This window comes from Streptomyces sp. NPDC102462 (genome assembly GCF_044765425.1).
Taxonomy (GTDB): Bacteria; Actinomycetota; Actinomycetes; order Streptomycetales; family Streptomycetaceae; genus Streptomyces.
Genome location: NZ_JBIWKB010000041.1, coordinates 13,445 through 32,796, shown reverse-complemented (window position 1 = coordinate 32,796; position 19,352 = coordinate 13,445). Strand labels below are relative to the sequence as shown.

Sequence of the window (19,352 nt, the reverse complement as noted above, 5' to 3'; positions counted from 1 at the left end):
ACGCGGGCGATACGCTGCGCCGGTGATCCTGGAGCCCCTGCCCGCCGACCGTGACATCCCGGCCCCCGTGCTCGCCGAACTCACCGCGCTGTACGCCTCCAACCGCGACTTCCACGCCCTCAGCGGCGACTTCCCGGACCCGGACGACGTGCGGCAGGACCAGGTGGCGGCGGCCTTGGCCGATGAGCTGGCGCACCCGGAGGCGGAGGTGCTGCTGGCGCGCAGCGAGGGGCGGCTGATCGGCGTCGCGGCGACCCTCGCCCGGCATCCCGATCCGCTCGACCCGGACCCATGGATCGGGCTGCTGATGGTGGACGCCCGGGTGCAGGGCCGGGGGTACGGGCGGCGCATCGCCGCACTGGTCGAGGAACGCTTCCGCACGGCCGGGCGCACCGCGGTCCGGCTCGCCGTCCTCGACAACAACTCCAAGGGCCTCGCCTTCTGGACCGCGCTGGGGTACGAGGTGATCGACCGTCGGCCGGACCGCGCGCACGGCCGGCCCTGCACGGTCATGCGCAAGACGCTGCGCGCGCTCTGACCGACCACGCCCTGCCACCGTCCCCGCCATCGGCACACCCCGGTCGACGACGCGGGTGACAGGAGGGCGTCATGGACGCCCCGGCAGTGCCAGTCTCGCGCCAGGACGGCCGTACGCCGATCTCCTTGCCGAACGCCGGGTGAACCACGTTCAGGGCAGGGGGGTGAGCGCGTCCTCCAGCGCCGCCCGCGCGCCACGCAGGGCGAGACGGAGCTGGTCCGGTGTGCGGCGGACCTGCGCCAGCAGGAGGCCGCCCTGAATCGCGGCCATGGTGAGGTCGGCCAGCTCCGTCACATCCGCGTCCGGGCACAGCTCGCCGGACTCCTGCATCCGCTGCAGGCCCGCGATGAGGGGGGCCTCCCAGCGCGCGAAGGCGTCCACGAACGCCTGGCGGGCGAGGTCGTCCCGGCCGCTGAGCTGGCTGGCCAACGAGCCGATCGCGCAGCCGCCCACCGCGTCCTGCCGCGTTCCGTTGGCCACGATCGCGTCGAACCAGCGGTCGATGCCGGCCAGCGAGTCGACCTTCAGGAGCAGCGGTTCCTGCGCGGCCAGCACCGTGTCCACGGTGGAATGCACCACAGAGCGGATGAGGTCGTCGCGGTCGTCGAAGTAGTGGTAGAGCTGGCTGCGGCCGACCCCCGCGGCGCGTTCGACATCGTCCAGCGTCACCGCCGCGACACCACGCCGCTGGATGAGGTCTGCTGCCGCATCAAGGATGCGTTTCCGGGTCGCGCGACCCCGTGCGGTGGTCGGTGTGTGCCCCATGGAGCCCCCCTCCCTGCTTTGTACTTCACAGTACAGAGATTCTGTACTTGCTGATACAGTCTGCCGCAGGCCTTCTGTACTACGCGATACAGTCCGCGATGGTGAGGTTCGCGGGGTCATGCCGCCCCACCAGGTTCCGCTCGTCGCGGCGCAGGTAGGAGCACACCGTGACGTAGCAGCCCATCCACACCGTCGCCACCGCATGTGCCGCGGACCACGAGGCCGTACTCGTGGCCTGGAGAGCGGACGCGGACACCTTCGCCGAGCCGGCAGGACAGGGCGCGTCCTTCAGTCCGCCCCCGGATGGCGGGCACCGACAACGGGCCGCCCGGTACACCGGTGTGCTCCCCGCGCCGGGCAGCGCCGCGGCCTCGCGGCCCCAGCTGCCGACTGCGCTCGGCCAGGAACGTTCCATCCCGTCCGGGGCCGGCCCGCGCAGCAAAGCGCCAACGTACCGGCACCTCCCGGCCGGCCCCTCACCATCGACACGCGCCCGACGGTCCTGTGCGGGCCGCCGGACGTCCCGTCCTGCCCAGGACTCTCTCCGTCGCATGACCGAAAGGAAGACCATGTCCCCTCACCGACCCACCAGGCTGCGGCGGCGCGCCACCACGCTCGGCCTCGCCGCTCTGCTCGCCGCAGTCGCCGCGGCCCCCGCGGCCTCCGCGACCCCGGCCCCCACCGCGGTCCTGGCCACCTCCCCGACGCACCCCGACCACGCCGTCGGCACCCGCCTGGGCGACGTGCGCGTCCTCGCCCACTTCGATCGAGCCGCGGGCCAGGTCGCCGAGAGCATTGCCCTGGAGCCCGGCGGCGGCGTGGTCATCGGCCTGATCCACGCCCGCCAGGTGGTGCGGGTCGCGCAGGACGGAGCCGTCCAGACACTCGCCACCATGCCGCTGCCTCCGGGCGGCGGCACCAGCACCCCGGTCGTCGGGACCCCCGGGGTCACCGGGGTCGCCCGGTCGGGCAGCGGCGTCGTGTACTTCCTCTACTCCTCCGGGCAGGGCGGGCTGACCGGGATCTGGCAGGTCCGTCGCTCCGGTACGCCCCGGCTCGTCGTACCGCTGCCCGCCGACAGCTTCCCGAACGCACTGGTCATCGACGGCAAGCGGGACCGCTTCCTGGTCACCGACTCCACCGGCGGGCGCATCTGGCAGGCCCCGCTGCGCGGCGGCGAGGCCTCCGTGTGGTCGGCGGACCCGGCCCTGGCGCCGAACGGCTTCTTCGGCGCCAACGGCATGAAGATCCACGACGGCGCCGTGTGGGCCGGCAACTCCGACCGGGGCACCATCGTCCGTATCCCGGTGACCAAGGACGGCGGTTCCGGCCACGCCACGGTCCGGGCCACGCAGTTGGAGGGCATCGACGACTTTGACTTCACCGGTCGGGGCACCGAGATCCTCGCCGCGATCAACCAGACCAGCAAGCTCGTACGGGTGGGCGCCAACGGCGCCCAGGAGACCCTGCTGGACACCGAGGACGGCATGCAGGGCACCACAGCCGTCGCCGTACGAGGAAAACGAGCCTACGTAACCAACGGCGCAAACCTGGCCGGAAACGACCCGACGCTGATGCTCGCGGAGCTACGCCGGCACTGACACGTCCCTACGGGAAGGGCCACCCCGAGCGGTGGCCCCTCCCGCGGCACCACACGTGGGCCACCAGCGCAGACCACACCGCAGTCAGCATCGCTCCACGAGCCTGCCGCCCGCCGCGCCGAGCGGCCTTGACCACGAACCGTAAGTACGCCTTACCTGGCACATGCGGGCCACGCCGACGTTTTGAGGTCTGCGTTGTGGGGCGCCATCAAATACTAACGGGTGTTGCGCGCGACCATAGTTCTTCGGCGTGCTCAGTAAACCGCTCGAATAGCCCGTCCTGATCGTGTCGACGTAGATGCAACAGGGGGGAATCGTGGCCCACAAGCCTGGCAAGATGAGGTGTCACGAGAGCCTGAGAATCGAACCGGAACACAGAAAGGCTCACGTGATTCGCTGCATCTTCCGAGACACTAAAACGCGCTTCAAGCTGTTCCACGCTGCCCAATTTGCGTAGATTCTCCAGCGTGATACGGATGCGCGTGGAGACAGACAGGGCAACATCTTCAATAGCTTCACGCTGGCGCGTGATCTCACTTTCAGGGTCGCCCAGAAGAAATCGGACTCGGCACCCGCTTTCCAGTTTTTTACGCAGGGTGGCTACAAAGTTCGGCTGGTCGATGAACAGGAAGTAGTTCGTGTAGCCAGCGAAGAACAGGTCTTCTTTCGTGCTGGCCACAAGCTCGCCCCAGACCGTCGACGGGCACGCGGAACGGTAGGGATAGGTCCGCACGATTTCCAGGTCTCCGCCTGTTTTCAGGCGGTCCTTTACTACCTGGGGCCAGAGCATTTCCTCATCTACTTTCAGCGCTTCGGCGGCGTCTGCCCTGTTTCGAGCATGCGGAATCAAGTTCTCATCCGCGACCCAACGTTCAATGGTCTTGCTCGCAACTCCCACACGGACCGCAAGCTGTCGGGGGGACAGCCCCGCATCGTCCATAGCTGACCGTAGGGCTCGGTTCAAGTCCCCTCCTCTGGACGTTTGGGCGTTTTCAACGCTACCGCCCAACCGGCCCAACTGTCCTTCCATGTCAGGAGATACGGCCACCAGGGGCCAGGACGATTGAGCGCACAAGAGACCCCGGCGACCGCGCGAACGGTCCCGGGGCGTGGCCAACGCTTCAGAGGAGCGCTGACAGTGTCCTACCTATCACAGGCACTCGAACGCGTGAGAGCCGCCCTGTTCGGGCGCCGTATGCCCGGCAAGCAGGGCCTCTTGTCCGGCCCGACGTCGACGCGCAGGGCTGAGCCGGCCAGGATCAGCCGCGCAGGCGCCCAGATGGACCCCTGGGAGCGTGTCCAGTGATGACGATCGAGGTCTACCGGGTGAACCCGGAGACGGGCGCCCGTACGCAGGTGCGCAGCAAGCACACCGTGAAACCGTTGGGCGCGCCGGACTTCTCCAGCGGATACCCGCCCTGCGCGTGCCCGCGGTGCACCGCGCCCGGCAGTCGCAGCAGGCTGCATGCCCTCGTGACCGAAGCAAACCGGCGCAGTAGGGGGGAACCGTGATGCGTGCGATCATCAGTGCCGCTGAATGGACCCTCGGGGCCGAGACGGCCGAAGGGGCACCCGCGGGCATCTACTCGACCGAGTGCCGCACGTACGGGGTGCAGGCGCAGCCGACTGACGATGGGTGCTTGCGAGACAACCCGTACGCCGAGCGGGAGGCCGGGGGCGCACCCAGCGCACCAGCGGCACCCCAAATTCCCGCCGCTCCGAGGCGCTACGAGACGGACAGTCCGTGGGGCCAGTTCCTCTACGCGCTGGTCCTGGCCGTCCTCATGGGTGCCCTCGTGGCCGGTATCGGCCGCTGACCCGATGACCGGCTCCGGTCGCTGGCGCCCCAGGGAGTGACCGGAGCCCTCCAGGTGCCCGCCGGCTTCCCGCTCCCGACTCTCCCCAGCGGGGGCCGGCGGGCCGCCACCCTCTTCTCGACACAGGAAGGTTCTCGATCGTGTTGCCTCCGGCACCGCCAGGTGTTGTCCCGTACATCGCCGGATGGAGTGAGGAACGGCTCCTGTCGTGTCCGATCGTCCGCCGCCGCGTGGTCCCGGGGATCGGGTACGTGGATGAGACCCCGTATGACCGGGACAGCTCCGGTGTGCTGTGGGCCCGGTACGCCCTGCGGCCGAAGCGGCGCCGGGGCAGCCCGCAGCTCCGGAACGTCCATCCGTACCGGCAGCGCCGGGCGATGCTGAACATGATGTGCCAGGTCTGCTCCCGCATGCCGACGGACCCGCATGGCCCGCACCTGTTTCTCCTGCGGGACTCCTGTGGTGCGGTCCGGGAGGGGGAGCGTACGACGAGCCCGCCGGTGTGCGTGCCCTGCGCCGGGATCTCCATCCAGCTCTGTCATGCCCTGCGCGGTGGGCGGTTCGTGGCGGCGTGGGCGAGGCGCGTGCCCGCGTGGGGTGTCGTCGGTCCCCTTCACCATCCCGTCACGCTTCAGCCGATCCCGGGGTGTCACATGGAGCAGGTGAAGTACAGGTCGGAGTGGGCGCCGTGGGTCCGGGCCGCCCGCACGATGGTGGAGCTGCGCGGGGTGACACCGGCGGACCTGGACCAGGAATTCGCGGCCCTCGGACGCGACCGCCTGGAGGAAGAGTTCACCCGGGTCGCGGAGCTGACCGCGGTCGCCTGACGGACCGGCCCGCTCCGAAACCTGGACCTCGCGCCGGCGGTCGCGCTGGGCGGGGAACCCACCGGCTGACTGTCTGGCCGATATCGGCATGCTGCCGGCGAGCCGGCCGTGTTGGGGCCGGTCGCCTCAGAGCCAACCGCCCCCGATCCGACCGCCCCCGGCCTGGTCGGCACCCTCAACCGCCGGACGTCTCACGCGATCCGGGCCGCCCCCGATGTGCCGGGCTTCCCGGGCGCCGCGCGCGGGTTCCTTCGGCTCGCCGCTTGCCGTAGGGCTGCGGTGTGGCGCAGTGCGCAATACCTCCGTGCTGCAAGCACGGTCAGCATGCGGCGGTTCAGTCGGTGGCAGGCCCCGCGGGGATGGCCGCGACTGCCGCCGCGGTCATCTGCCGCGCGGTGGTCACGAGGCTGGCGATCGCGTCGTCGGGGGTCGGGCCACAAAGGTCGATTCGGCCCGGACAAGGGCCCTGACCGGGCCGCGGTTCCGGCTCGGCATGGGCCCGGCCGGGGTCGCGGTTCTGGTTCGGGCGCGGGCCCGGTCGGGGTCACGGTTCCAGGACCACCTTGCCGATCGTCGCGCGGGTCTCCAGTGCTCGGTGGGCTGCCGCCGCCGCGGTGAGCGGGAAGCGGGTGACGGCGGGCCGCATGCGGCCCGCCGCCGCCTCGGCGAGCGCGCGCAGCTCCAGCGTGCGCATCGGGTCGGTGCCGCCCGCCCGGCCCAGCATCACCGGACCGAGCACCTGCTCGGAGACCCCCTCGACGAGGTACGGGCCGCCGGCGCCGATGCCCTCGGCCGACCAGCCGAAGACGATGTGCCGCCCACCGTCCCCGAGCAGCGCGACCGCCTCCCGGGCCACATCGCCGCCCACCCCGTCGAAGACGACCGTGGCCCGCCGCCCGCCCAGGAACGCGCGGACCTTCTCCGGCCGGCCGGCCTCCGTATAGTCGACGGCGAGATCGGCGCCGTTCGCCCGCACCCGCGCGACCTTCCCGGGCCCGCCCGCGAGCCCGATCACCGTCGCGCCGGCGTGGCGCGCGTACTGCACCAGCAGCGTGCCGATGCCGCCCGCCGCCGCGGGTACCACGACCACCGAGTCCGGGCCCAGCTCGGTGAACTGCAGGATCCCCATCGCCGTACGGCCCGTGCCGATCATGGCGACGGCCTCGGCGAAGTCCAGGTTCTCCGGGATCTCATGGACCCGGTCGGCGCCCGCGACGGCGAGTGACGCGTAGCCGCCGGGCGCGAACCCGAGGTGGGCCACCACGCGTCGGCCGCGCCACTCATCGGCGACCCCCTCGCCAAGCGATTCGACGACACCGGCCACCTCGCGTCCGGGCACGGTGGGCAGGACGGGCGGCTCGGGCAGCGGACCCAGATGCCCCTGCCGCAGCGCGGTGTCGAGCAGGTGGACCCCGGCCGCGGCCACGGCGATCCGGACCTGGCCCGGCCCCGGCACGGGATCGGCGACCTCCTCGTGGACCAGGTTCTCGGCCGGGCCGAAGGCGTGCAGACGAACGGCGTGCATGAGGGACCCCCCGTGAGGCTTTGCGGTGTTGTCTCGCCGCCCACCCTCCAACCTCAAGGGCGCTTGACGTCAAGCGTGCCTGAGGTCCAGCGCACGCCGGCCGAGGGCCAGCGACACGGCGGTCAGGGCGCTGTTGAAGGACACCTCCGACAGCACACCGGGCGCAGCGACCTGGTCGCCGGCGAGGTACACGCCGTCGCCGCGGTCGATCGCGGGCCGGTCCCGCCAACTGGTGCCCGGCAGGTCGACCGCGCCGGTACGGCCCCGTGCGACGGCCTCCCGCCGCCAGGTCACCCGTTCCCGCCAGCCGGCGAAGCCCAGGTCGAGCAGCTGCTCGGCGCGGGCGACGCCGTCCGCCCGTGACCCGCCGGGCTCGATCGGGATCTGCCCCTGGATCAGCTGTTCACCGGCCGGGGCGAGCGACGGGTCCGCGGCGGTGAACCGCTCAAGCCAGCCGGGCGCATCGAGGTCCGATACGGCGAAGGCGTCACCGCGCCGGGTGCGCACCGCCATGTCGACGAGGACCGCGCACCCGCTGGGCCAGGCCAGCGAGTCGTCGCCGAGCAGCCCGCGGGCGGCGTCCAGCGACGTGGCGACGATCACGGGAGTGTCGGTCGGCACGGTACCGACGCGGGACAGCGTCTCCATCCGCACCCCCAGGTTCCAGGCACGCGCGGCCATCCGGTCGATGACACTCGCCCAGCCGCCGCGCGGATAGTGCGCCTCCGGTGGCAGCCGGGTGGCACGGCGCAGCCGTTCCTGCACGAAGGCGGCGGACAGCGCGCCCGGGTCGTGGTGGAAGAGCGCCACGGCGCAGTAGTGCGCGGCGGCCAGGGCGCCCTCCTCGCCCGCGACGGCCGTCGCCCAGCCGAGGAAGTCCCGGTCGACGGGGGCCTTCGGGGCGCCCGGGCGCAGCAGCTTGAGCATCGCGAAGGGCGGGGTGCGGCGCAGCACACCGCGGTGGCGCAGCCGCAGCCGGGCCGCCGCCCGCGGCGGGACCGGGGCGATCGGCCCGAGCAGGCCGCGCCGCTTGAGCCACGCCCAGTGCGGGCCGCCGCTGTACAGGGCGTGCGGGCCCTCGTTCGTCCGGTACGGTCCCTCGGCGGTCCGCGCCCGCCCGCCGAGAGTGTGATGCGCTTCGTGGACGGTGACCTTGGCGCCTGCCTCCGCGGCGGCGACGGCCGCGGTGAGCCCGGCGAGGCCGCCGCCGATGACGGTGATGCGGTGCATGGGTGGGTCCTCCCTGGGGCCGGGGCGGCCCTGCGGTTGTGTTCCGGGTGTACGACAACAGGACGGTTGAAGGCGCCCGGAATGTGACATGGATGGCGTCGTCGCAGGTCAGGACGGATTGTCAGAGGCGTGCGGCAGGATGAGGGCATGGCGAGGAGAGCGACTGGGGGCACCGGCGGGTCCGGTGGGCCGGGCCGGACCGGGGTGCGGGCGGCGCGCCGCCCCGAACTGCGGCTGCCGCCGCTGGCGCCGTACGACGGAGGCGGGCTGCGGCCGGACGGCGACTACGACGGCGTCGAGTTCAGCGAGGCGGACCTGGCCGGGCAGGACGGCGGGGGCGCCCGCTTCATGGACTGCGCGCTGACCGGATGTGTCCTCGACGAGACCCGGCTGCGCAGAGCCCGGATCCTCGACACCGCGCTGACCGGGATACGGGGCGTCGGCACCGACCTCGCCGACTCGACCCTGCGGGACGTCGAACTGCTCGACGCCCGCCTGGGCGGCACCCAGGCGCACGGCGCGGTCCTGGAGCGGGTCCTGGTCCGCGGCGGCAAGATCGACTACCTCAATCTGCGCACGGCCAGAGTCAAGGACGTCGTCTTCGAGAACTGTGTCCTGGTCGAACCGGACTTCGGCGGAGCCCGTCTGGAGCGGGTCGAGTTCATCGACTGCACGCTGAAGGGCGCGGACCTCGGCGGTGCCACCCTCACGGACGTGGACCTGCGCGGCGCCGTCACGCTGGAGATCGCCCGTGGCGTGGAGCGGCTGTCCGGCGCGGTCCTCAGTACCGGTCAACTACTGGACCTGGCACCGGTGCTGGCGGCCCAACTGGGCATCCGAGTAGAGGACTGACCGGCCGGCCTCCGCCTGAGCGGCCCCGGCCGTGAGTCCGACCACGGGTCCCACCAAGGGGGTCCGTCACGGGGCCGTGACCGTGGGCGGGCCCGGGGTCGGCTCATGGCATCCGGGGGAAGCGGGCCTGGAGCGTCCACACGGCCGGGTTCTCCGCCAGGGATTCGTGCAGGTCGGTCAGGTCGGCGAGCAGGTCGTGCAGGAAGTCCCGTGCCTCACGGCGCAGTTCGGCATGGGAGAAGGACAGCGGGGCCTCCTCGGCCGGCATCCAGTCGGCCTCGATGTCCACCCAGCCGAAGCGGCGCTCGAAGAGCATGCGGTCGGTCGACTCGGTGAAGTCCAGTTCCGCCCGCTGCGGCCTCGACGCCCGCGAGCCCGCCGGGTCCCGGTCCAGCCGCTCCACGATGTCGCACAGCGCCCACGCGAAGTCCAGCACCGGAACCCATCCCCAGGCTGTGGACAGCTCCCGGTCCGTCTCGGTGTCCGCGAGATAGACGTCCCCGCAGAACAGGTCGTGGCGCAGCGCGTGGACGTCCGCCCGCCGGTAGTCCATCTGCGGCGGGTCCGGGAAGCGCGGGGAGAGGGCGTAGCCGATGTCGAGCACGGGTGCGATGGTGTCACGCCCGCGGATTGGCACCGCGGCGGCCCTCACGGCAGCAGCCGCCGCTCCTTCGCCACGGCCACCGCACCCGCCCGGGTGTCCACGCCCAGCTTGTAGTAGATGCGGCTGAGATGCGTCTTCACCGTGGCCTCACTGATGAACAGGGCACGCGCGATCTCCCGGTTGCCGAGGCCCTGCGCGAGCTGCGCCAGGATGTCCCGCTCGCGGTCGGTGAGCGTGGGGCGCGGGCTGCGCAGCTGGGCCATCACCCGGCCGGCCACCGGCGCGGAGAGCGCCGTACGGCCCTCGGCCGCGGCGGCGATCGCCGCGAACAGCTCCTCGGGGCGTTCCGCCTTGAGGAGATAGCCGGTCGCGCCCGCCTCGATGGCACGGGTGATGTCGGCGTCCGTGTCATAGGTCGTCAGGACCAGCACATGCGGGGTGGCACCGGGCCCGGAGACCAGCCGCCGCGTGGTCTCCACGCCGTCGATGCCGGCCCCCAGCTGAAGGTCCATCAGCACCACGTCAGGCGTCAGCTTCGCGGCCATGGCCAGCGCCTCCTCGCCCGTGCCGGCCTCCCCGACCACCTCGATGCCGGGGGCGCTGTCGAGCAGCGCGAGCAGCCCGGCCCGTACGACGGCGTGGTCGTCGCAGACCAGGATGCGCACGGCGCCGCGGTCACTCATCGAACGGCCCTGCTTTCCTGATCATGGGGAGCCTCCAGGGGGACGACGACGGACAGGACCGTACCTTCGCCGGGCGCCGACTCCACGGTGAGGGCGCCGCCGAGCTGCCGTACCCGGGCCCGTATCGCGGGCAGCCCGTACCCGCGCAGCCCGGACGCCGCACCGGACCGGGCGGCGGGGTCAAAACCGTGGCCGTCGTCGGCGATGTCCAGGACGACCCGGTCGTCGAGCAGGGTGAGGGTGAGCGCGGCGGTGGTCGCGGCGGCGTGCTCGCGGACGTTGGCGAGCGCGCCCTGCGCGATGCGCAACAGGGCCGACTGGACCCGCTCGGGCAGTTCCGGGGCCCGCCCGCCGTCGTCCACATGCACGCGCACGCCGAGGGGCCCGCCGGACTCCCGGGCGGCGAGGGCGCGCAGCGCCGCCCCGAGCCCGCCGTCGCCGGCCAGGTCGGCCGGGGCCAGATCGCGCACGAAGCGCCGGGCCTCGGCGAGGTTGTGCTCGGCGACGGACGCCGCGCTGCGGACGTGCGCACGGGCCTTGGCCGGGTCCCCCTCCCACACCCGCTCGGCCGCCTGGAGCAGCATCCGCTGGCTGGACAGGCCCTGGGCGAGACTGTCATGGATCTCCATGGACAGCCGCTGGCGTTCCGCGAAGACGCCCTCGCGGCGTTCGGACGCGGCCAGTTCACGGCGGGTGCGGAGCAGATCGTCGATCAGGTCGCGCTGGCGTGCCGCCTGCCGCTGCGCCTGGAGGAAGACGGTGGTGGCGAGGGCGGCGACCGCGGGCGGGGCGAACAGCAGGTTCGGGTCGAAGCGGCCCGCGAACCTCAGCTGCGCGGCCACGACGAGGACCGTCAGGACGACCACCACAGCGACCGCCGCCCGCGGCGGCAGGGTGCGCAGCCCGGCGTAGAAGAGGGGAATCGCGCACCAGGCGAAGCTCGGCGCCAGCAGGACCAGTACGGTCCACACCACGACGACGAGGCCGAGCCAGGCGTGCTGCCACCGGGCCGGCCAGGCCCGCGTGCCGCCCAGCGTCGGTCCGAGGACGTACAGCAGCGTGAGGACCACGGGCAGGGCGATGATCCATGGGATGAGCGGATCGCCCGGGTGCCGCAGCAGAAAACCGGTGACGGCGCCGCCGAGCAGCAGGAAGAACGCCGCGTGCAGCACGGCGGACGGCCACCGGGCGTCCGGCTCGTACGGCTGCGCCACCCGCCCGCCCTCCCTTCCGGCCGTTTGAACTGGGCGAACACCTTCAGTGCGACCTTCATCGCGACCTTCATTGTGACGAGCCCCTGCGGCTCCCAGGGTCAGCCGATCGGATGACCCGGGCGTCCCCCGGACGAGCCCTGCCGAGCACTCGCCGTGAGGGGCGGGCCGGTCCGTCAGGCGACCGCGGTCAGCTCCGCGACCCGGGTGAACTCTTCCTCCAGACGGTCGCGTCCGAGGGCCGCGAATTCCTGGTCCAGGTCCGCCGGTGTCACCCCGCGCAGCTCCACCATCGTGCGAGCGGCCCGGACCCACGGCGCCCACTCCGACCTGTACTTCACCTGCTCCATGTGACACCCCGGGATCGGCTGAAGCGTGACGGGATGGTGAAGGGGACCGACGACACCCCACGCGGGCACGCGCCTCGCCCACGCCGCCACGAACCGCCCACCCCGCAGGGCATGACAGAGCTGGATGGAGATCCCGGCGCAGGGCACGCACACCGGCGGGCTCGTCGTACGCTCCCCCTCCCGGACCGCACCACAGGAGTCCCGCAGAAGAAACAGGTGCGGGCCATGCGGGTCCGTCGGCATGCGGGAGCAGACCTGGCACATCATGTTCAGCATCGCCCGGCGCTGCCGGTACGGATGGACGTTCCGCAGCTGCGGGCTGCCCCGGCGCCGCTTCGGCCGCAGGGCGTACCGGACCCACAGCACACCGGAGCTGTCCCGGTCATACGGGGTCTCATCCACGTACCCGATCCCCGGGACCACGCGGCGGCGGACGATCGGACACGACAGGAGCCTTTCCTCACTCCATCCGGCGATGTACGGGACAACACCTGGCGGTGCCGGAGGCAACACGATCGAGAACCTTCCTTCGTCGAGACGAGGGTCATGAGGTCGGGGGCGTCGGGTTGAAAGCGGACCGTCTGTGCGGCAGACGAGTCTTGCGCTGGTCCACGGAGATCACCGCTCCGCCTTCGGGGCGCAGTCCGTGTGCCAGTACGCCACCAGCGGAGAAGCGTCACGGCGGGCCAGCATCCCCCGGCGGCACGCCTCAAGGCTCTTGATCGCATTACCGCATGACGGACACGTTTCACCCGGCGGGGCGTACGTCGTGTATTCCATCTGCCGCGCGTCGGTGCCCCCTCCGGCCCGCTCGGGACTTCGCGGGAGTCTGGTTGTAGCTTTGGGCACTGTCGTCAACCCCTTGATGGTTGGTGACCAAGCCCCCGGATGTTCGCCCGTCGCGGGGGTCTTCTGTTGCTTCTGGCTACTCAACCGATTCCGCGCATACATGGGGCAGTTGACCGGCGTTGACTACGATGGCGGTCAACAGTCAACGGGAGCTGGACCATGATCGACTTTGGGTCGGAGGTACGGACGGCACTCAAGGCACAGGGGAAAAGCCTGAGAGGTGCGGCCAAGGAACTCCATTACGACGTTGCCTATCTGAGTCGCGTACTCAACGGGAAACAAGCTCCCTCTTCTGAGTTGACACAAGCAATTAACGAATACCTCGGTCTATCCCTGGAAGTAGAAGACAGCGGCACTCATGACGATGAGATGGACGCTTGGGAATTGGCCAGACGTGCGCAGGCAAGCGACGTAGGGAATGTCACCCTTGAGCGTCTGGAGCGTGCCTTTGATGGCCTGGCCATGGCCTACCCCAAAGCCAAGCCGGAAGACCTGCTGAGGCAGGTGCGCAAACACTCTGCCTACGTCGGAAAATTACTCGACGGCCGGAAGACACTTTCGCAACATCGTCGCTTTCTGGCCGTTGGGGGCTGGCTGTCTCTGCTCGGGGCGACAACCCATATCGACCTTATGCAAGACAATGCGGCTACGGCTCTTCTAGAGACAGCCGCAACGCTTTCGAGAGAAGCTGGACACCGTGAGATTGAGGCGTGGTGCTACGAGACCGAGGCTTGGCGACTCCTTACCGACGGGGATTACATCCAAGCCGTTGACCTTTCCCGGGCCGCGCAGGAGATAGCTCCATCTGATGGCTCCGCAGTCATTCAGGCTACAGCGCAAGAGGGCCGAGCAAGCGCACGGCTAGGCAACGGGAAAGAGACCTACTCAGCCGTTGAACGGGTACAGGCTCTCTCTGCCGCTATCGGTTCCCCTGATACGCCGGAGCACCATTACCGCTATGACCCTGGAAAGGCTCTGTCCTATACAGCTACGACACTCGCATGGCTCGGTGATTCAGCGGCCGAACCGTACGCCAGGGAAGTGATCAATAGGCTGAGCCCGAGTGACGACGTAAGCCAGTGGCCACGGCGTGTAGCTTCGGCGAATATCGATCTGGCTTTGATTCTTCTCAAGGCAGACCGGCTCGACGAAGCATGTGATTCGGCACAGAAAGCCATTCTGTCCGGGAGGGTAGTACCCTCAAATCATTGGCGTGCGTTGGAAGTCGTCAAGGCTGTTGAGGCTCGGCAACTCCCCGAGAGCGTAGACCTGCGGGAGGCGTACCAGAACCTCAAGTCGATTGAGAAGAAAAAGGGATGAAGGCGATGGACACCGGTCTTCCCGAATCTGCGATCCTCCCCTTGATCCAGGAGCCGCGCGCGGCTTCAGCTCGGATCTGACGGCCATAGTCGACTGTGCCAGGGCGGTGCCATTGGGGAGATCAGTCGGCTGTCTCTGCCGGAGATCGCCCGAGACTCAGGCCAGGGCCACACCCCGGCCAGAGCCCGCCGAGCCGGAACCGCAGCCGGTCAGGGCCCTTGTCCGGGACGGGCCATGACCGGGACAGACCACCAACCAGTCCGGAACCCTGCCCCGACCGGCTCCCCCAGCCAAGCCACAACACGCTCCGCCCGGCTCCCCCAGCCAAGCCGCGCCATGCCCCGGTCGGCTCTCCCGGTCAGGTCAGGACCGCGCCCCGGCCGGCGGCCGCCGGGCCGGAAGCGCGGCCGGGTCAGGGGGCCGGGGTGCCCTGGGTGGGTCGTGCGGCCAGGGCCGTGAGTGCGGCGTCGGTCAGGCGGTAGGCACGCCACTCGTCCTGCGCGTGTGCGCCGAGGGACCGGTAGAAGCCGATCGCGGGCTCGTTCCAGTCGAGGACCGACCACTCCAGACGCGCGTACCGGCGCCGCACGCAGATGCGGGCCAGTTCGGCGAGCAGGGCGCGCCCGTGGCCGCCGCCGCGCGCGGCGGGCCGGACGTACAGGTCCTCCAGATGGATGCCGTGGACGCCGCGCCAGGTGGAGAAGGTGAGGAACCACAGCGCGCAGCCGACCGCCTCCCCGGTCGAGTCGTCCACCGCCAGGTGCGCGAAGACCGCCGGGTGCGGCCCGAACAGCGCGGTGTGCAGCTGCTCGGGGGTGGCCCTGGCCGCGTCCGCGGCCTTCTCGTAGGCGGCCAGTTCCTGGATCAGGGCGTGGATGACGGGGATGTCGGCGGGGGTCGCGGCGCGGATCACGGGCGCCGCCCCGCCGCCCGGCACCGTGGGCGAAAGGGCTCGGGCCGCGCGTACCAGAAGGAGGTGCCGCCGTTGACGACAGTGCTCGCCGTGCTGCTCATGGGCGGACGCTAACCCCTGAGGGCGGTCAGTGTCTCCTTTGGATCCCATGCTTTCCCCCGGCCCCTGACCAGCGGATAGCAGGCCAGGCCGACCAGGACGGACAGGAAGTGCCCGAAGTCGGTGAAGGTGGCGCCGGTGACGAGCGGCACCAGCACGATCGCGAGCACGGCCGCCAGATACGGATACCGCCAGGGTGCCGCGATCCGGTAGGTGAGCACGCCGACCACGCCGGCCAGCGCATAGCTCACGCCGATGTCGAGGGTGTCGACGGCCCGCTGCGGTGCGGCGCCCTCCCGGATGGCGTTCAGCAGCGTCAGCTCGCTGATCAGGGTGGCCAGCACATGGGCGGCGACGCACACCGCGAGCCAGCGCAGGGTGCCCAGCCAGCGTTCGGCCTGGGCGTGGAAGACCGTGTACAGGGCGGCGTACGGCAGCCAGTGGCCGCTGTCGATCCACATCGCGCTGCTGATCAGCACCCGTACCGGGTCCCGCGACAGCTCGTGGATGTTGGTCGAGCGCTGTCGCAGGAACTCCCGCTCGAAGGCCGGGGACATGTAGTGCAGGGCGACGGTGGTGACGAACAGGATCAGCAGCCAGACGTAGGTCCCCGGGGCGCTGCGCACATAGAGCGCCACCGCCCTGAGCCGGCGCCGAATTCGGATGACCCGGTTCACACCCGTCAGTATGGTCGGCAAGGTGATCGAAGTGCCTGGCGAGCTGGCCGCCTCACAGGAGAAGTTCAACGGGGAGGCGGGGCGCGCGTTCGTCGCGGACCTGCCACGTCGGGCCGCGGAGTTCCTGCGGCGGTGGGAGCTGCGGATCGACGGTCCGGCCATGTACGGGGTGTGCGCGCTGGTGCTGCCGGTGGTCCGTGCCGACGGCGGGCCGGCCGCGCTGAAGCTCCAGCCGCTCGACGAGGAGAGCGCGGGCGAACCGCTCGCCCTGCGGGCCTGGGACGGCGACGGGGCGGTGCGGCTGCTGGAGCACGACGAGCCGACCTGCACACTGCTGCTGGAGCGGCTGGACGAGGGCCGCATGCTGGGCGATGTGCCCGATGCCCGGGCGGCCGTGCGGGTCATCGGCGCGCTGCTGGCCCGGCTGACCGCGCGGCCGGCCCCGCCGGGGATGCGGCGGCTCGGGGACATCGCGCGGCTGATGCTGGAACGGGTGCCGTGGGCCCTCGGCCGCATCCCGGACCCGGCGGACCGGCGGCTGGTGGCGGACTGCGCGGCGGCCGTGCGCGAGGTGCTGGCCGAGCCCGGCGACCGGCTGCTGCACTGGGACCTGCACTTCGAGAATGTGCTCGCGGCGCGGCGGGCCGACTGGCTGGCCATCGACCCCAAGCCGCTGGCCGGCGACCCCGGATTCGAACTGCTCCCCGCCATCGACAACCGTTACGACCCGGCCGAGACCCACTGGCGCTTCGACGCGCTGACCGACGCCCTGGACCTGGACCGGGAGCGGGCACGGGCCTGGACGCTGGGGCGGGTGCTGCAGAACTGTCTGTGGGAGCTGGCAGACGGACGGCCGCTGGAGACCGTCCAGTTGGAGATCGGGCGTGCACTGCGCGGATGACACGCCACCGGATGGACCATCCGCCGTATTCATCAGCTAATCGGTCATAGCGTACTGGATATGACGAAATGCCATATCGCGTATCTGGCCTGCGCCGCCGCGCTCGCCGGTGCGGCGCTCGGTGCCACCACTCCGGCCGACGCCGCCCCCACGACCCATGTGGTCCGCCCGGGCCAGTCCATCCAGAAGGCGGTCGACGCCGCCCGGCCCGGTGACACCGTCCTGCTGACCCCCGGCAGCTACCGCGAGAGCGTCACGGTGAGCACGCCAGGAGTGACCCTGCGCGGCATGGGCCAGGACACGGTGCTCCAGCCGTCCGGGCAGAAGGCCACGACCGAATGCGCCGAGCGCGGCAACGGCATCTGTGTGATGGGCTCCAGGACCCGCGACCTGGAGGGCGTCACGGTCGCCGACCTGACCGTGACCGGCTTCCCCAAGGCCGGCGTGTTCGGCATGGGGACCGACGGGATGACCGTGAGCAAGGTGTACGCCGTCCGCAACGGCGTCTGGGGCATCGCCCAACAGCGGTCCGTGCACGGCGTCTTCCGGCAGAACTACGCCAAGGAGAACGGGGACGCCGGCCTCTTCCTCGCCAACACCGTCACGGCCGAGGAGGGCGCCCAGGACACCGGGGGCGCACTGGTCGAGAGCAACCGCCTGGAGGGCAACCGCATCGGCGTCACGGTCCGGCGGCTGCGCAACCTCACCGTGGCGGACAACTACGTCACCGGCAACTGCGTCGGCCTGTTCGTCGTCGGCGACGAGAACAAGCCGCGGGCGGGCGCCCTGACCGTGCGGGACAACCGGATCACCCAGAACAACAGGGCCTGCCCGAAGACCGCGCGGCTGCCCGAACTGCAGGGCTCCGGGATCGTGCTGACCGGCGCCGAGGACACCCTGGTCACCCGGAACCTGGTCACCGGGCACGCCGGCCGGTCACCGCTGTCCGGCGGCATCGTCCTGTTCAAGAGCTTCGTGGGCGCCACCAGCGAACGGAACCGGATCAGCGACAACCTGCTGGCGGACAACGTACCCGCGGACCTCGTCAACACGGACACCGGCCGGGGCAACACGTTCAGCGGCAACTCCTGCCGGGCCTCCAAGCCCTCGGGCCTGTGCTGACCGGCGGCCACCGCATCCCGTAGCCCACCACCCGCCCGACCCAAGGAAGGAAGGCGGCGCATGACGACCGCAACCTCCGCCAAGCCGTCGGTCCCGCACCACCAGGGGGGACCGGCGTCCCCGCCGCCGTCCATGCGGCTCAGAGAGCTGGTGTTCGGCGCGGCGTGTGCCGCCGCCGTCCGGGCCGCCGCCCGGCTGGGCGTCGCCGACGCCCTCGGGGACTCCCCCATGGCCGTGGCGGACCTCGCGGCCTCGGTGCAGACCGAACCGAAGCCGCTGCGCCGGCTGCTGCGGGCCCTGTCCTGCTACGGCGTCTTCGAGGAGCGGCCGGACGGCACCTTCGCGCACAGCGGCATGTCCCGGTTGCTGCGCGCGGAGGACCCGAACAGCCTGCGCGACATCTCCCTGTGGTGCACCGAGCCGTGGACCTGGGACGCCTGGCCCCGGCTGGACGAGGCCGTGCGCACCGGCCGTAACGTGGTCGAGGACCTGTACGGCAAGGAGTTCTTCGCCTACCTCAACGAGGACGCCCCCGAGTCGGCGGACGTCTTCAACCGTGCGATGACCACGTCGAGCGAGCAGTCGGCGCGGGACGTGGCCGCCCTGCTCGACCTGTCCGGCAGCGCCTCGGTGGCGGACGTCGGCGGCGGCCAGGGCCATGTGGTGGCGAGCCTGCTCGACAAGTACCCCGCGATGCACGGCAGTCTGCTCGATCTGCCGCGCGTGGTGGACAACGCCGTGTCGCGGCTGCGCGCGGGCGGCGACCTCGCGCACCGGGTGCGCATCGTGCCCGGCGACGCCCGGGTGTCGGTCCCGGTGCAGGCCGACGTCTACGTCATCAAGAACATCCTGGAGTGGGACGACGAGAGCACGGCCCGGCTCCTTGGCAACGTCATCGGTGCGGGCGGCCCGGGCGCCCGGGTCGTGGTCATCGAGAACCTTGTCGACGACACCCCGTCGATGCGCTTCAGCACCGCCATGGACCTGCTGCTGCTGCTCAACGTCGGCGGGGCCAAGCACACCACCGACTCCATGGTGAGCAGGCTGACCTCGGCCGGCCTGGTCGTCGACGACATCCGTCCGGTCAACCCGTATCTGGACGCATTCGACTGCCACGTCCCGAGCTGAACCGGAACGGCGGCGTACCGGCACGGGCCCGCTTCCGCCGGCGCGGGCCCGCTTCCGCCGGCGCGGGTGAGGACGCCGGTATATCCGTGCGTTCCCGGCTCCCGGCGGTGCCAGCGAGGACGGCAGTATGCCCGCCCGGTCCCAGCTCCCGGCGGTGCCAGCGAGGACGACAGTATGCCCGCCCGGTCCCAGCTCCCGGCGGTGCCAGCGAGGACGACAGTATGCCCGCCCGGTCCCGGCCGCCGGCGGTGCCAGCGAGGACGACAGTATGCCCGCCCGGTCCCGGCCGCCGGCGGTGCCAGCGAGGACGACAGTATGCCCGCCCGGTCCCGGCCGCCGG

20 protein-coding genes are annotated in these 19,352 nt (G+C 71.1%); 9 read left to right on the top strand and 11 right to left on the bottom strand.

What is annotated here, in order from left to right; translation table 11 throughout:
* Positions 1 to 22: 22 nt before the first annotated feature.
* The gene (locus tag ACIRFL_RS29585) at positions 23 to 538 is read left to right on the top strand and encodes a GNAT family N-acetyltransferase (protein ID WP_404034338.1); all 516 of its coding nucleotides are present in this window, start codon (positions 23 to 25) and stop codon (positions 536 to 538) included.
* 150 nt (positions 539 to 688) lie between these two features.
* Here the strand turns inward: ACIRFL_RS29585 and ACIRFL_RS29580 are convergent, their stop codons facing one another.
* Positions 689 to 1,303 (bottom strand): TetR/AcrR family transcriptional regulator, encoded by a 615-nt coding sequence (locus ACIRFL_RS29580; protein WP_404034336.1) that lies wholly within the window; start codon positions 1,301 to 1,303, stop codon positions 689 to 691.
* Positions 1,304 to 1,382: 79 nt separating this feature from the next.
* Entirely contained in the window at positions 1,383 to 1,559 is a 177-nt protein-coding gene (locus tag ACIRFL_RS29575; protein ID WP_404034334.1) for a hypothetical protein, read from the bottom strand.
* Positions 1,560 to 1,872: 313 nt separating this feature from the next.
* Between ACIRFL_RS29575 and ACIRFL_RS29570 the strand changes: the two genes are divergently transcribed.
* Entirely contained in the window at positions 1,873 to 2,904 is a 1,032-nt protein-coding gene (locus ACIRFL_RS29570; protein WP_404034332.1) for a hypothetical protein, read from the top strand.
* A gap of 208 nt (positions 2,905 to 3,112) precedes the next feature.
* On the opposite strand, the gene ACIRFL_RS29565 is transcribed toward ACIRFL_RS29570, so the two are convergent.
* Entirely contained in the window at positions 3,113 to 3,844 is a 732-nt protein-coding gene (locus ACIRFL_RS29565) for a DUF5919 domain-containing protein (RefSeq protein WP_404034330.1), read from the bottom strand.
* A gap of 700 nt (positions 3,845 to 4,544) precedes the next feature.
* Here ACIRFL_RS29565 and ACIRFL_RS29560 point away from each other — a divergent pair.
* On the top strand, positions 4,545 to 4,721 hold the full coding sequence (locus tag ACIRFL_RS29560; protein WP_404034328.1) for a hypothetical protein: 177 nt from the start codon (positions 4,545 to 4,547) through the stop codon (positions 4,719 to 4,721).
* Positions 4,722 to 4,972: 251 nt separating this feature from the next.
* The gene (locus tag ACIRFL_RS29555) at positions 4,973 to 5,548 is read left to right on the top strand and encodes a hypothetical protein (protein ID WP_404034327.1); all 576 of its coding nucleotides are present in this window, start codon (positions 4,973 to 4,975) and stop codon (positions 5,546 to 5,548) included.
* 544 nt (positions 5,549 to 6,092) lie between these two features.
* Here the strand turns inward: ACIRFL_RS29555 and ACIRFL_RS29550 are convergent.
* The gene (locus tag ACIRFL_RS29550) at positions 6,093 to 7,073 is read right to left on the bottom strand and encodes a zinc-binding dehydrogenase (RefSeq protein WP_404034325.1); all 981 of its coding nucleotides are present in this window, start codon (positions 7,071 to 7,073) and stop codon (positions 6,093 to 6,095) included.
* Between the two features lie 69 nt (positions 7,074 to 7,142).
* Positions 7,143 to 8,303, bottom strand: a complete 1,161-nt coding sequence (locus ACIRFL_RS29545; protein WP_404034323.1) for an NAD(P)-binding protein — start codon at positions 8,301 to 8,303, stop codon at positions 7,143 to 7,145.
* A gap of 147 nt (positions 8,304 to 8,450) precedes the next feature.
* Between ACIRFL_RS29545 and ACIRFL_RS29540 the strand changes: the two genes are divergently transcribed.
* A complete protein-coding gene (locus tag ACIRFL_RS29540) occupies positions 8,451 to 9,155 on the top strand; it encodes a pentapeptide repeat-containing protein (protein ID WP_404034321.1) in 705 nt (234 codons plus the stop codon).
* A 103-nt stretch (positions 9,156 to 9,258) separates the two neighbouring features.
* Here the strand turns inward: ACIRFL_RS29540 and ACIRFL_RS29535 are convergent, their stop codons facing one another.
* The 4 genes from ACIRFL_RS29535 to ACIRFL_RS29520 form a co-directional block, all read right to left on the bottom strand.
* Complete coding sequence (locus tag ACIRFL_RS29535; protein WP_404034319.1) at positions 9,259 to 9,759, bottom strand: hypothetical protein; 501 nt, start codon at positions 9,757 to 9,759, stop codon at positions 9,259 to 9,261.
* Between the two features lie 44 nt (positions 9,760 to 9,803).
* On the bottom strand, positions 9,804 to 10,442 hold the full coding sequence (locus ACIRFL_RS29530) for a response regulator (RefSeq protein WP_404034317.1): 639 nt from the start codon (positions 10,440 to 10,442) through the stop codon (positions 9,804 to 9,806).
* Positions 10,439 to 11,656, bottom strand: coding sequence for a sensor histidine kinase (locus ACIRFL_RS29525; RefSeq protein ID WP_404034315.1), 1,218 nt, complete (start codon positions 11,654 to 11,656; stop codon positions 10,439 to 10,441). Before ACIRFL_RS29525 ends, ACIRFL_RS29530 begins: the two co-directional genes overlap by 4 nt.
* Positions 11,657 to 11,829: 173 nt before the next feature.
* Positions 11,830 to 12,405: a hypothetical protein gene (locus ACIRFL_RS29520; RefSeq protein ID WP_404034313.1), complete on the bottom strand. Its 576-nt coding sequence runs from the start codon at positions 12,403 to 12,405 to the stop codon at positions 11,830 to 11,832.
* A 606-nt stretch (positions 12,406 to 13,011) separates the two neighbouring features.
* Between ACIRFL_RS29520 and ACIRFL_RS29515 the strand changes: the two genes are divergently transcribed.
* Complete coding sequence (locus tag ACIRFL_RS29515; protein WP_404034311.1) at positions 13,012 to 14,172, top strand: helix-turn-helix domain-containing protein; 1,161 nt, start codon at positions 13,012 to 13,014, stop codon at positions 14,170 to 14,172.
* 412 nt (positions 14,173 to 14,584) lie between these two features.
* On the opposite strand, the gene ACIRFL_RS29510 is transcribed toward ACIRFL_RS29515, so the two are convergent.
* Entirely contained in the window at positions 14,585 to 15,085 is a 501-nt protein-coding gene (locus ACIRFL_RS29510) for a GNAT family N-acetyltransferase (protein ID WP_404034309.1), read from the bottom strand.
* 110 nt (positions 15,086 to 15,195) lie between these two features.
* On the bottom strand, positions 15,196 to 15,861 hold the full coding sequence (locus tag ACIRFL_RS29505) for a rhomboid-like protein (protein WP_404034307.1): 666 nt from the start codon (positions 15,859 to 15,861) through the stop codon (positions 15,196 to 15,198).
* Positions 15,862 to 15,871: 10 nt separating this feature from the next.
* On the opposite strand from ACIRFL_RS29505, the gene ACIRFL_RS29500 reads away from it, so the two are divergent.
* Genes ACIRFL_RS29500 through ACIRFL_RS29490 form a run of 3 tightly spaced genes read left to right on the top strand, consistent with a single transcriptional unit; the run spans position 15,872 to position 19,012 of the window.
* Positions 15,872 to 16,762 (top strand): aminoglycoside phosphotransferase family protein, encoded by an 891-nt coding sequence (locus tag ACIRFL_RS29500; protein ID WP_404034305.1) that lies wholly within the window; start codon positions 15,872 to 15,874, stop codon positions 16,760 to 16,762.
* 60 nt (positions 16,763 to 16,822) lie between these two features.
* Complete coding sequence (locus tag ACIRFL_RS29495; protein WP_404034303.1) at positions 16,823 to 17,884, top strand: nitrous oxide reductase family maturation protein NosD; 1,062 nt, start codon at positions 16,823 to 16,825, stop codon at positions 17,882 to 17,884.
* A 60-nt stretch (positions 17,885 to 17,944) separates the two neighbouring features.
* Positions 17,945 to 19,012: a methyltransferase gene (locus ACIRFL_RS29490; protein ID WP_404034301.1), complete on the top strand. Its 1,068-nt coding sequence runs from the start codon at positions 17,945 to 17,947 to the stop codon at positions 19,010 to 19,012.
* Positions 19,013 to 19,352 lie beyond the last annotated feature (340 nt).